The organism is Staphylococcus sp. 231237_7MaSpsaltlick, from assembly GCF_043107035.1.
Window position 1 is genome coordinate 241,256 of record NZ_JBICNX010000003.1, and the last position, 13,798, is coordinate 255,053.

At 33.4% G+C, this 13,798-nt stretch carries 13 protein-coding genes; 5 read left to right on the forward strand and 8 right to left on the reverse strand.

Annotated elements, in window-relative coordinates:
- Nucleotides 1-101 precede the first annotated feature (101 nt).
- Genes ACF91D_RS07235 through ACF91D_RS07245 form a run of 3 tightly spaced genes read right to left on the reverse strand, consistent with a single transcriptional unit; the run spans nt 102 to nt 2,426 of the window.
- The gene (locus ACF91D_RS07235; RefSeq protein WP_107526557.1) at nt 102-710 is read right to left on the reverse strand and encodes an aminotransferase class IV; all 609 of its coding nucleotides are present in this window, start codon (nt 708-710) and stop codon (nt 102-104) included.
- Nucleotides 710-1,849 (reverse strand): chorismate-binding protein, encoded by a 1,140-nt coding sequence (locus tag ACF91D_RS07240; RefSeq protein ID WP_107526556.1) that lies wholly within the window; start codon nt 1,847-1,849, stop codon nt 710-712. Before ACF91D_RS07240 ends, ACF91D_RS07235 begins: the two co-directional genes overlap by 1 nt.
- A complete protein-coding gene (locus ACF91D_RS07245) occupies nt 1,833-2,426 on the reverse strand; it encodes an anthranilate synthase component II (protein ID WP_107526555.1) in 594 nt (197 codons plus the stop codon). Before ACF91D_RS07245 ends, ACF91D_RS07240 begins: the two co-directional genes overlap by 17 nt.
- Before the next feature lie 253 nt (nt 2,427-2,679).
- Between ACF91D_RS07245 and queC the strand changes: the two genes are divergently transcribed.
- The 5 genes from queC to ACF91D_RS07270 all read left to right on the forward strand — a co-directional run bounded on the left by queC (nt 2,680) and on the right by ACF91D_RS07270 (nt 5,802).
- Complete coding sequence (gene queC / locus ACF91D_RS07250) at nt 2,680-3,351, forward strand: 7-cyano-7-deazaguanine synthase QueC (RefSeq protein ID WP_042738183.1); 672 nt, start codon at nt 2,680-2,682, stop codon at nt 3,349-3,351.
- Between the two features lies 1 nt (nt 3,352).
- Complete coding sequence (gene queD, locus ACF91D_RS07255; RefSeq protein ID WP_042738182.1) at nt 3,353-3,778, forward strand: 6-carboxytetrahydropterin synthase QueD; 426 nt, start codon at nt 3,353-3,355, stop codon at nt 3,776-3,778.
- A complete protein-coding gene (gene queE, locus ACF91D_RS07260) occupies nt 3,771-4,487 on the forward strand; it encodes a 7-carboxy-7-deazaguanine synthase QueE (RefSeq protein WP_042738181.1) in 717 nt (238 codons plus the stop codon). The genes queD and queE overlap by 8 nt, the downstream gene beginning before the upstream one ends.
- Before the next feature lie 397 nt (nt 4,488-4,884).
- Entirely contained in the window at nt 4,885-5,481 is a 597-nt protein-coding gene (locus ACF91D_RS07265) for a hypothetical protein (protein ID WP_107589968.1), read from the forward strand.
- A gap of 60 nt (nt 5,482-5,541) precedes the next feature.
- Nucleotides 5,542-5,802: a GlsB/YeaQ/YmgE family stress response membrane protein gene (locus ACF91D_RS07270; protein ID WP_042738179.1), complete on the forward strand. Its 261-nt coding sequence runs from the start codon at nt 5,542-5,544 to the stop codon at nt 5,800-5,802.
- Nucleotides 5,803-6,008: 206 nt separating this feature from the next.
- Here ACF91D_RS07270 and ACF91D_RS07275 read toward each other — a convergent pair whose 3' ends face one another.
- The 5 genes from ACF91D_RS07275 to ACF91D_RS07295 form a co-directional block, all read right to left on the reverse strand.
- A complete protein-coding gene (locus ACF91D_RS07275; RefSeq protein ID WP_042738178.1) occupies nt 6,009-7,073 on the reverse strand; it encodes a glycosyltransferase family 2 protein in 1,065 nt (354 codons plus the stop codon).
- A 794-nt stretch (nt 7,074-7,867) separates the two neighbouring features.
- On the reverse strand, nt 7,868-8,707 hold the full coding sequence (locus ACF91D_RS07280) for an aldo/keto reductase (protein ID WP_107512572.1): 840 nt from the start codon (nt 8,705-8,707) through the stop codon (nt 7,868-7,870).
- Nucleotides 8,708-8,890: 183 nt separating this feature from the next.
- Nucleotides 8,891-10,240: a hemolysin family protein gene (locus ACF91D_RS07285; RefSeq protein WP_042738176.1), complete on the reverse strand. Its 1,350-nt coding sequence runs from the start codon at nt 10,238-10,240 to the stop codon at nt 8,891-8,893.
- A gap of 268 nt (nt 10,241-10,508) precedes the next feature.
- Nucleotides 10,509-11,678 carry an N-acetylglucosamine-6-phosphate deacetylase gene (gene nagA, locus ACF91D_RS07290; RefSeq protein WP_107589967.1) on the reverse strand — a complete coding sequence of 390 codons (1,170 nt, stop codon included), beginning with the start codon at nt 11,676-11,678 and terminating at the stop codon, nt 10,509-10,511.
- Nucleotides 11,679-11,852: 174 nt separating this feature from the next.
- The gene (locus tag ACF91D_RS07295) at nt 11,853-13,796 is read right to left on the reverse strand and encodes a PTS fructose transporter subunit IIABC (protein ID WP_107527387.1); all 1,944 of its coding nucleotides are present in this window, start codon (nt 13,794-13,796) and stop codon (nt 11,853-11,855) included.
- Nucleotides 13,797-13,798: the final 2 nt, after the last annotated feature.

The window sequence follows — 13,798 nt, forward strand, 5'->3', positions numbered from 1 at the left end:
ACATATTAATCTAAGTTATTACTTAAAGTTCATTGTGGAAACGATTATTTTATCGTCATTTACTTTGTAATAAAGTATCACTGTTGTACTTAAGCTTTATTTTAAAGATAAAACCTAACCTCGGCAACCTCTCTTAAACTATTTATCAGAAAAACCTCAATCTCTCCACGAATCAATTTATCCTTGAACACGTCTATCGAATAATCTCGCTCTATTAATTTACCTTCTTCTATGAGTTCCTCTCGCATACAACCTTTCAAGAAATCCCCATTATACTCCGGTGTATAATATTGATCATCTTCCTTTATCATGACATTACCGATATCAAATTCTAATAACTTGCCAGATGCATCATATAATAATATCAAATCTGTCGAATGATCGTGTGCCAAATGGTTGCGATGCGTTGTCTTATAAATGACTTGATCTTTGTTAGTTGGCCATTTCAATTGTACTAGTCGTGCCGTAAAATAACTTTTACTTGGTAAATCAGCTACGACATGTTCCATCTGTCCTTGCTCATCAACCAAGACCTTTAAGCGGAACGTCCCATAATGATAAGTTGAACTAACTTCTTTGATAATATCCTCAAATGTTTGTTGTTGAAATTTAATATCGAGATTTTCACATGCACTACGCATTCTTTTAATATGATAATTCAACCTGTTTACTGTTCCATTCTCTAACTTCATTGTTTCAAATAATTGCATTATAATCTCTCCAATATACGCGTCTTATCTTTAAATTCTTGAATTTCTAATTCTGGATTTGAATCAATTGTAATCCCAGCACCAACGCCATATACCGCTTTATCATTGATATATTGAATGGTTCTAATAGGTACATTAAAGATAGACTTGCCATTCGGTAAGAGTAAACCTATTGAGCCACAATAAATATAACGCGGTGTTTGTTCTAATGCTTTGATATATTTCATCGTATTTAGCTTGGGCGCTCCAGTTATAGAGCCACATGGAAATAGTGCCTTTAATACATTGACTAGTGACATTGTGTGATTGACTTTACCCGTCACCATTGTCGTCATCTGATAAACGGTCGTGTATGCTTCTATATTAAAAAGTTGATAGACATAGACTGATCCTGATTGTGCAATTCTACCTATATCATTACGTAATAAATCTACTATCATTACATTTTCAGCTTTATCCTTTGCTGAATGACGCAATGTTTCTAAATTTCGACGATCTTCTTCAGGCGTCCGACCTCTCGCTATGGTCCCCTTCATCGGTTTACTGACGATAACATCCTCATCGTCTTTAAATGGCCCCCTCTGAAAGAATAATTCAGGTGATATTGATGCCACTTTCAGTTCTGATGTATCGATTAAAGCAGAATAAAAGCCATTATTTCCTTTTAATAATATTTCATATAATGCCGCAATCGGATAATGAATATCATCTATTAAACGTGTTGTGTAATTTACTTGATACGTATTCCCCTCAATTATTGCCTGTTGAACTGACTTTATATGATCCATCATCGTCGTATGACTAAATTGAAATTGAAAATTGCATCGTTGACTATGCCCTTCATATTTCGGAAGTGCTGCCATATCATAGCTTTCAAAAACATAGGCCGCAGCATAAAGGTTACGTTCAGAAATTGAAACGGTTGCCATTTCTGGATTAAAATAGCTTGCCGCTTCATATGATAAATATAATGCGACATAATACCCCATTTTTTGCTTAGTCTCTGCAAAGTTAACCACGTCACCTACATCTTGCAATTGATAGGCAAGCCTTTGCTCAATACTATTTGTAAAGTTATACTGATGTGTTTCATGTTCTATTTCATCCTTTAAATAGCGATAATTAAACTGGATTTGCATGTTTTGTCACCATAATTTCTATAAATAATTTCAATTGTTCAATGCCATATTCACTTAATATGGATTCCGGATGGTATTGTACGCCGTATATAGGGAGGCTTTGATGTTCAAATGCCATAATAATTGCTTCATCATTACGTGCAGTAACCTTTAAATGCGATGGCATTGTATCTTGTTGTGCCATCAATGAATGATATCGCATTACTTTAAATGACTGTGGTAAGTCCTTAAATATACCTTCGCCAGTATGCTCAATAACTGTCGTATGACCATGAATTGGGCGATAACTTTTAACAATGTCGCCACCATAGTATGTAATAATATGTTGAAATCCCAAACACACTCCTAAAATTGGCACTTGTTGTGCAAATTCGTCCATTACTTCCGTTAGTATTGGATAATCCTTAGGTGTTCCCGGCCCCGGAGAAATCACAATGCCTTTTGGTTGAATTTGTTGTATCTTCGCAATCGACAACGCTGTAACATCAATAACACAAACACCATCTTTGTAGATTTGCTTAATATAATCTACAATGTTGTATGTGAATGAATCTTTATTATCAATCATTAGTATCATGCGTTCACCTCTTTTTAATAGATATTCTATAATATGATATTAACCCTATTATCACAAATATCACCTTGATTTTACAACGTAAATATATTATTCTATATCACGGCATAAATGAATACAAAGAGGTTCCTAGCTGATACCCTCTATAAAAAACTAGACACTCAAAAACGTCTGTCTTTTTATAGAGACAGACGTTTTTTTGCGTCATTTTTAATTTAAAAAGCTAGTATGAAATTAATAAGGAGTGTACAATACTATGACGCAACAAACATTAAATAATGATAAAGCCATTGTCGTCTTTAGCGGTGGTCAAGACAGTACAACCTGTTTATTCTGGGCTAAGAAACATTTCTCAGAAGTTGAACTCGTAACCTTTCAATACGGACAGCGTCACGACACAGAAATAAAAGTAGCTCAACAAATAGCTGAAGAACAAAACGTCAAACATCACTTGTTAGATATGTCATTATTATCACAGCTAACTCCAAATGCATTAACACAACATGACATGGATATCGAAGAGACAGAAGATGGTGTACCTAATACATTTGTCCCTGCAAGAAACTTATTGTTTCTTTCATTTGCAGGTGCATTAGCTTATCAAACAAATGCTAAACATATTATAACGGGTGTTTGTGAAACGGATTTTTCAGGGTATCCAGATTGTAGAGATAGTTTCATAAAATCTATGAATGTAACACTGTCACTTTCAATGGATAAAGACTTTGTCATTCACACGCCTTTGATGTGGCTAGACAAAAAAGCAACATGGGCCCTAAGCGATGACTTAGGCGTACTTGATTATATAAGAACAAAAACACTTACTTGCTATAACGGCATCATTGGCGAAGGTTGTGGGAAGTGTCCGGCTTGTCATTTACGTGCACGCGGTTTAAATGCATATTTAGAAGAAAAAGGAGCGCGATAATATGTTCCAACAAAATTATCCAAGTGTACAACACGATTATCAATTTGAATTAAATAAAGATTTTAATTTTTCTGCAGCACATTACATTCCTAGTGAAGATGCTGGAAAATGTATGAGAACACACGGTCATACTTATTTCGTCAACCTAACGATTGCTGGGGATACATTAGATCATAATGGATTTCTTGTGAATTTTAGTGAATTAAAAAAAATAGTGCATGGTCAATTTGATCATCAATTACTAAATGAACTACCACAATTTACAGGTAAGAGTCCATCTACTGAAGTTGTAGCACAAACAATTTATGAAATGGTGCAAAGTGCATTAGATGAACGCCAGAATAAGCCACAGTGCTTACAAGTATATGTAAGAGAAACGCCAACAAGTTATGTTGTCTTTAGACCTAAGGAGACTTCACATGAGTAAGATACCTGTTCTAGAAATTTTTGGACCAACCATTCAAGGTGAAGGTCGTGTTATCGGCCGTAAGACGATGTTTGTCAGAACAGCTGGATGTGATTATAGATGTAGTTGGTGTGATTCGAGCTTTACTTGGGACGGAAGTGCAAAGGAAGATATTCAGTTAATGACTGCTGAAGAAATATACGATAAATTATATGAAATCGCCGGTGATTCCTTTAATCATGTAACTATTTCAGGAGGTAATCCTGCGTTGATTAAAGGGATTCAATCTTTAGTTGATTTATTCGACAGTAAAAATATCCAAAGCGCTTTAGAAACACAAGGAAGTAAATTCCAACCTTGGATGACACAAATTGATGACTTAACTATTAGTCCCAAACCACCAAGTTCTAAAATGAAACCTAATCTACCTATACTTGATGACGTAATAGCGAAATGTGTTCCAGAAACACTTAACCTTAAGGTTGTTATATTCGATGATGAAGACTATCAATTTGCTAAAATGATTCATCATCGTTATCCAGAAATACCATTTTATTTGCAAGTTGGTAATCCATACTTAGATGGAGAATATGTTGAATCACATACTGAAAGATTATTAACATTATATGAAACCTTGGTTGATCGTGTTATGGCGAGTCCCGATATGAATAATGTTTATGTTTTACCTCAATTACACACACTACTTTGGAGTAATAAAAAAGGTGTTTAAATTGAGATTTTACTGTGATGCGTTGTATAATGCTCTTTGTCCTAACAACGCATCACTTTTTTATGATAAAATTTAGCATTATTAAATAAAATCATAAATTACTGTTAAGCCAATTATTAAATTGAATTTGAAACCCTGTCATTCAAGCTTAACAACCCTTACGTTTATTGACTGATTAACAAGTATTTAATAAATGCTATAATAAATAAAACTTACTTAATCACTTAATAGGACAGTTACACTGCTTATTATTAAATATAATTTATTTGAAAAATAATACTAAAATAAAACATTTGAATAAATGATTTTAAACACGTGACATTGCATGTTTTCGTATGAATAAATTTATCTTAATTGATATAATATTGCAGTGAAGTATCTAGGTTAGGAGAGCACCATGCTAATTAATATAATCATAAATATAGCTGCGGTATTAGTCATCCTCGGCATTGATTTATATCGTCAGAATTATAAACAACTCAAGTTTAGCTCTATACTCATTGCATTAACCATTTCTAGCTTTATCAATTTAATTATCGTCGGCAAGTATGACTTCATTTCACTTTATACCAATATACAATTGCTATTATGGACAATCTTACAGCTTTACTTAAATAGAAAGGTACATACGTATGTAATTTCACAACAAAAATTCATTGCCTTTATTATTACAAGTATATTGAGCACTTCGTTAATCCTAACGTATAGTACAAGTAATGATTCATATTATATGTCAGTACCTTATTTAGCACCAACAGTATTTATGTTCGGGGCAATCATCGTATTTTATACTACCTTTTCTCCAAGTGAAAAAGAAAAATTCGGATTTATACATCGTATTAAACATCCGATTCTTGTTGGACAAATACTAATGATTATTGCTACTACATTAATGACATTACTCACACCTTATTGGTACATGTTTATTATAATCCACGCCATTTTTATTGCTTTTATTATTTGGCAAAATATATTTTTACATAAACGTGATTAATCCAATTCAAATTGTGGTAACTATTAATATCGTAGAAATTAATTATAAGGAGGTTATATTATGGGATTTATATTAATGCTTATCGTCGGCGGTTTAATCGGTTGGATTGCTGGTGGCATCGTCGGTAAAGATATTCCAGGCGGTATCTTAGGTAATATTATTGCCGGTATCGTTGGTTCTGCTCTAGGTAGTTGGCTACTTGGAGATTGGGGTTGGCATTTAGGTGGCATCGCCATTTTCCCTGCGTTAATCGGTACAATTATATTAGTAGCAGTTGTATCATTTGTAGTAGGTAGACTACGTAAGAAAAATTCAAAATAATATAACCAATAAAAGTTGTTTGCAGTCAAAATGTTATCAAATGAAACATTTTGACTGTTTTTTTATAATAAAAAGCTTCGTAATCTCAGTATATTTACTGCACATTACGAAGCTTTTATTGAAATGATTCAAAGCAATCGACTTAGTATAATTAGCACTATCTCTGGATAATCATTGTGGAACTATTTACTTTGAATTTGTATAAATTAACGATGATTAACTAACTCTTTATCTTTTCTATAGTGTCTCTTATATTTGAAATGATTGCTATTCAAATCTTCTGTAGTTACATTTGAATCTAAATCATGACTTAAATTCGACTTCACTTTATCATTACTTAAATTAGAGGCTTGTACTATATATTTAGGTCGCGCTTTAACTTCATAATAGATACGTCCAATATATTCACCGACAACACCTATAGAAATGAGTTGAATACCACCTAGTAGTAATATAGCTGCTATAGTTGAAAAGTATCCTGGCGTATTAACTCCATTTAATATAATACCTGCAAAAATAAATGTAATGTAAAGTATACTAACAAAGAATACAAATAATCCAAGATAAATCATTGCACGCAGTGGTTTTGTATTAAATGATAACAATCCATCAATACCATAATTTAATAATTTACCAAATGACCATTTGGACTCGCCATCTTCTCTTTCAACATTTTCATAGGTAAACACTTTAGTATTATAACCAATCCACTCGTATAAACCTTTAGAGAAACGATTGCATTCATCCAACTCTGTAAGTGAATTAACTGCACGTTGACTTAACAATCTAAAATCACCAACGCCATCTTCCAATTCAATGTCTTCGACAAAGCGATTGATTACTTTATAATAAATGCGCGTCATAATTTTACGTGATTGTTTTTCACCTGTTCTATCTCTTTTTGCTACAACTTGATCATAACCATCCATGTAGCCTTCAATCATTTTAGGGATTAATTCTGGTGGATGTTGCAAGTCAGCATCTATCATAATTACTGCATCACAGTCTTTACTATGCTGATAACCAGCTATCATAGCTGATTCTTTACCGAAGTTTCTACTAAATGAGATAAATTTTACGTGTTGATCTTTAGTAGCTGCTTCTTGAATATAGTTAATTGTTTTATCTTTACTTCCATCATCGACAAATAATAAATCATATTCATATTGATGATGCGCACTATCTTTTGATAATATCTCCGATAAACGTTGATAAGTTTTTAATATTACTTCACCTTCATTAAAGCAAGGCACAATTACTCTTATTTGCATACCTTAACACCTTCATTTCAGTTACTTCTATTCCTACTTTATCAATATTAATCATCTTTATGCTAACTTAATCCTTTAGATTTACACAATCTTTATACTCTGTTAATATTCACGCGTAAAACTTAATCTTTTTAAAATTAAAATTGCTTTTTTGGTTAGATTTCATTATAAATCTATTAACGGATGGACGTCATTTGTTTGATATATTCAATAATATAATAGTCTAAAACTAATACGCATAAAAATTATAATTAGTTTCAAGTCTTTAAATTATTCCCCTTTTTTAATAATAAAAACAAATTCACTTTATATTTAATACATAAAAGCACTTATTCTAATCGCTCATTAACTCATTTTATTATTTACAGTATTTTGTATTACTGGCTCGCTTTCCTTGGGGACAGCTTCAGCCTGTAGTCTTCAGCTTGTCCTGTTCCCTCAGGAGTCTCGCCTGAATACTAAGCAATGTATTATAGTTCCACATTAGTTTTAGGCATTGATGACTTAGTATTAAACTTAATTTGAAAGTATTTTATTACAAGATAATGCTTATTTTTTCTATAATAATCAGTCATTTGCAACGATTCATACACAAAATGACACAAAAGGTAAAAATGATGCATTTGAAATTATAAACTCAAATCTATTTATCTTAAGCTATGACAAAGATATACGTTCATAATTATAGCGTTTAAATATAAAAGAGAGTTAATCCTTTACGGAATAACTCTCTTATTTTGCAAATGGAGATTTAGCCCCTATTCCATTTGTTATATCTTATATTTGCCAATCTGTTATTTTAAAGTGCCTATCGCTACTTTATCAGGATCTTTACCTTGTCTTTCATTCACATTTAAATTATCAATTTGAGCAATATCTGTTAATTCCAAATTAAAATCAAAAATATCAATATTTTCTCTAATGCGGTCTGGTGTTTTAGATTTAGGAATAATGAGTCTATTATGTGCAAGGTGCCAACGTAACACAATTTGTGCTGGTGTCTTATCATATCGTTTCGCAATATCAGTAATTATTGGATTATCTAGTAGCCCTTGATTTCTCATCAACGGCATCCATGCGGTTACTGCTATATCATGCTTGTCACAAAAATCTTGCAACTCTTGTTGGTTAAAGTAAGGATGTACTTCAATTTGATTAACTGCTGGTACCACATCTGTCTCTTCCATCAACCTTTCCAAATGGTGTTGTTTGAAGTTGCAAACACCAATCGCACGTACCCAACCTTCTTCATACAATTTTTCCATTGCTTTATAGCTTTCAATAAATAAATCATTTTCTTCACATGGCCAATGAATAAGGAATAAATCTAAGTAATCTGTGCCAAGGTTTTCAATAGACTTGGTAAAATATTCGATTGTTTTATCATAACCTTGATAATCATTCCATAATTTTGAAGTAATAAATAAATCTTCGCGAGGTATATCTGAATGTTTGAGTGCATTACCAAGTGCAATTTCATTTTTATAAAAATATGCAGTATCAAATGCTCTATAACCAGCTGCTAATGCCGCTTCAATAGATGTCTCCATTTCTTCTTCTGTAATTTTATATACACCGAGACCAACCTTAGGCATTGGGTAACTATTATTTAAATAATAAACGTCTTCAATCATGATGCAAATCCCCTTTCGATAACTTAAATCATTGTTCATTACATTTTAATATACACTGCCATAAAAATATACTAACAGCGCTTATAATTGATTTTAAACCTAATATCAACTCATAAAAAAACCAGCTAAGCCTTTACATAGGCTCAACTGGTTAATTAATTATGACAAGTTCAGAATCAAAAATTAATCTTTTTCTTCTTCGTCTTCTTCATCCTCTGGTGTTGGACGTGTTTCATTAAATTCATATTTTAATATAACACTAATGATTTGATGATTATCAATTTCTGAAATAACCCAACGATCATATTCAGTATCGACATAATCATTCTGTTGTAAATTGGTATTGTGTGCTTGTAACCATCCACCAATTGTATCAATATCATCCGAATCAACAAATTCAATACCAAATTGATCATTTAAATCATCAAGTAATACTCGACCATTAATTTGATATTTATTGTCGGCTAATTTAACTACATCGTTCACTTCATCATCATCAAATTCGTCTCGGATCTCACCAACAATTTCTTCTAATATATCTTCCATTGTTAAAATACCTGCTGTACCACCATATTCATCAATAATAAGACTCATATGTACATGCTCACGTTGCATACGAATTAAAGCATCACTGATACGTGTTGTTTCAGAAATCATTGGTAAATCATGGATATAATTACTTACTTTAATTGGCTTACCAGATGCATATTCTGTTAAAAATTCTTTAACATTAACGAAGCCTTTCACATGGTCTTTATCGCCATCTTCAGTAATAGGATAACGTGTAAATTGATGTTCTTTAATCGTCTCTAATAATTCATCGACATTAAACGGTTCATTTAACGTTATCATTTGTGTACGTGGTACCATGATATCCTTTGCGTGGCGTTCATCAAATGAGAAGATATTTTGCATATAAGCTAACTCAGTTTGATTAATTTCTCCGCCATTATAACTGTTGTTTATTATGATTTTAATTTCTTCTTCAGACATTGCATCGTTATTAGCGTCTGGATCAACTCCAAACAATCGAATAATCATTCTCGCTGATCCATTCATTAACCAAATTAATGGTTTCATTACTGTTCCAAAGTAATACAATGGTCTAGCATAGATTAAAGCTAGTTTCTCCGTATATTGAATGGCCAAAGTCTTAGGCGCCAATTCACCAAGTACCACATGTAAATATGTCACTACAATAAATGCTACGATAAATGAAATGGTTGTAGTCAAAGCCTCTGGTAAGTGAATCAATTCAAACAATGGATGCAATAATTTATCAAATGTCGGCTCACCAAGCCACCCAAGTCCTAAAGATGTAACAGTTATACCTAACTGACATGCTGATAAATAATAGTCTAAATTCTTAATCATCTTCTTCACGACTCGAGCGCTACCATTGCCCTCTGACGCAAGTTGTTCTATTCTTGTCGTTCTTACTTTAACAAGTGCAAACTCCGATCCGACGAATACCGTCGTCAATGCTATTAAAAGAAAAAATATAACTAAGTTCATTATGGTCACAGTTTCCAATTAGTTCCCTATTTCTAGGGATTCACCTCCAAAATTTCGTGTCACAATAGGTGACCGTTCATAAAATTGTTTATCTGGTACTACTATTAAATTAATTACTAAATCCTTCCCATTGTAACACCTCCCTAAAAATACGCATTTCCTTTATTTTATCATAATGTAATCTTGCAATCTAATTTATACTACAAAATTTTATTTGTTCAACTAGACATTTAAACGCAAAAATTTGTTTGAGTCAACTTTCTAATTTTTCTTTTTATTTTATCTTTTAAAATAATCTTTTAACAAATTGGTGTATTTCACCTTCTTTAATCGTTGCACAAACTTGTTGATCGTCATCTAAAATAACTATATCTGCATCTTTTCCCACAGATAAGCTACCTTTTTGATGATCAATATTTAATGCTATTGCTTGATTGAGACTTGTGACACGCCAAACTTTCTCAAGTGGTTCGCCTGTATATTTCAATAAATTATTTAGGCCTTCATTCATTTTTAAAATACTGCCAGCTAAAGCTCCTGAGGCTAATCTTGCCTCAGCACCTTGTACATGCACATTTTGACCACCTAAATCATATTCACCATCTGGCATTCCTTTAGCTCTCATAGCATCAGTAATTAAGAAAAATTGCTCATTACCTTTTTGTTTAAAGGCAATCTTTACAGCAGCAGGATGCGAATGAATACCATCAACAATCAGTTCAGTACTCAATGCGTCATTCGTCCATGCAGCGCCAAACACACCAGGCTCTCTATGTTCAAATGCAGTGCCAGCATTATATAAGTGCGTCACATGTTTAGCACCTTGTGATACGGCTTTATTTACCTCATCATACGTTGCAACAGTATGACCTATTGAGAATTTAATTTTGTCATGGAATGCATTTAATGTTTCTTCGGCTCCAGTCACTTCAGGAGCAAAGGTTATCACTTTAATTTGACCATTCGCAATGCTTTGAAACTGTCGTACTTTTTCAATCGAAGGTCGTTGAACAAATTCTGGATTCTGTGCGCCTACTTTATGTTCAGAAATAAATGGCCCTTCTAGATGGATACCAACGATGTCTGCTGCTTGGTATTTATCATGTTTACTTTGATAGCTCACAATTGTTTTCAAAGCTTTCATAATATTATCATCTGATTGTGTCATTGTCGTTGCTAAAAAGCTCGTTGTTCCTTCAGATAATAACGATTTTGCAAGATGTTGTAATCCGTCTTCAGATGCATCCATTGCATCTTCACCATAACCTCCGTGAATATGAATATCAATAAAACCTGGTAATACGTGATGACCTTGTGCGTCATATGTAGTCAGTTCACCTTCATATTTACCTTTACCTACACCGGCAATCTTACCAGCTTTGATGATTAAATAACCCTTTTCTATTGTTTCATCCTCTGTATAAATTCGACCATTTTCAATTACATACTCTGCCATGCCTATCTACCTTCTTTACGTTATTTTACTCATTTCACACACTGACGCTTTTCTCCCATTTTACCAAAATTATTTACCATATTATAATCTTAAGTTTATTTCATATAAAATAAAAAATTCAGTAGAAATACGTTAGCAACGCCTTTCTACTGAATTAATTTAATATATCACATCTTATTCATTCATTGCTTCTGAAGCACGGATTTCTTCTTTTCCAAGTTTAGGCTTCAAGATACCATATAAAATCGCTGCAACGATTGAACCAATAACAATTGCTATTAACGATTGTAATACGTGACCAAAGTCAGTACCAACGATAACGAAGATACCACCATGTGGCGCTTGAATTGAAGAACCTAAACCAAGTGCAATCGCACCTGCAACACCTGAACCAACCATCATAGATGGAATAACACGTATAGGGTCAGCTGCTGCGAATGGAATTGCGCCCTCTGTAATAAATGATAGACCCATTACATAGTTTGGTACTATAGAACCTCGTTGTTCTTTAGTAAATTTCTTCTTAAAGATTAACATTGCTGTAGCAATAGCAATTGGAGGAACCATACCACCAATCATTGCTGCTGTAATTGGAGCAGCATTACCTTCAGTTAGTGCCGCTGTTGCGAATACATATGCTGCCTTATTGAAAGGACCACCCATGTCAATCGCCATCATTGCACCAATAACTAAGCCTAGTAACATAATATTTGTGCCTGATAAACTTTGTAAACCATTAAGTAATAAATTATTTAACCAAGAAGCTGGTGGATTTAATACATAGATCATTAGTAAACCAGTAATTGCTACAGAGAATACTGGATAAATCAATGTTGGTTTTAAACCTTCAAGTGCTTGTGGTAAACCACTGACCACCTTTTTAATACCTTGTGTTAAGTAACCTGCTAAGAAACCTGCTAAAATACCGCCAATAAATCCTGAATCACCAGAAACTGCTAGCATACCACCGACTAAACCTGCGGCGAAACCTGGTTTATCAGCAATACTACGTGCGATATATCCAGCTAATACTGGAATAATTAAGGCAAAGGCACTATTCTTACCGATATTCCATAATTGCTCTGCAAAGGCATTATGTTCTGAACTTTTTGGATCAAATGAATTGGGTCCAAATAAAAAGACGATTGCCATCAAGATACCACCAGCAATAACAAGTGGTAACATATTAGAAACACCGTTCATTAAGTGTTTATAAATTGTCTTACCGACACTTTGTTTCTCATTCGAAGTTTCTGATTTACTACTATTTCCTTTAGCTACAAATGGCGTTCTTGAAGTATCTTGAGCCATATCAATTAGCTCTTTAGGTCGCTTGATACCATCAGCAACTGGTACTTCAATTACATTTTTACCATCGAAGCGATCCGTTTCAACATGAACATCAGCCGCAACGATAATTCCTTGAGCACGTTCAATATCTTCTGCTGTTAGATGGTTTTTAATTCCGCCTGAACCATTTGTTTCAACTTTAATATTGACGCCCATTTTTTCCGCTTGTTTCTTCAATGCATCACGTGCCATATACGTATGTGCGATACCTGTCGGACATGCTGTAACAGCTAATACATACGGTTCATTGCTATCAGCAGATGTTGTTGCTGATGCTGCAGCTGCTTCTGAAGCTTCCTCTTCTTCGGTTGCCTCATCATCAGCTCTATCAATAATATTCAATACTTCTTTTTCAGATGATGCGTTTAATAAATCCTTTCGAACATCTTCATCCATTAAGATACCTGATAATTTTGCTAATGCATCTAAATGCGTTTGTGCACCGCCTTCTGGTGCTGCAATCATAAAGAATAAATGCGCTGGTTGCATATCTAAACTTTGATAATCGACACCTGCTTTAGATTTCCCAAACGCAATTGCTGGTGTGTCCACTGCTGCAACCTTAGCGTGCGGTATTGCTATTCCTTCCCCAATTCCCGTCGTGCTTTGTGATTCTCTATTATGAATTGCTTCTTTAAAGGCTGTATCATCATTTAATTTACCAGCTTTGTTTAATTGATTCACTAATTCATCAATTACTCCATTTTTATCGTTTGAAGAAAGGTCCATCGCTATCGTGTCTTTTGTTAATAACTCAGTAATTCTCATAG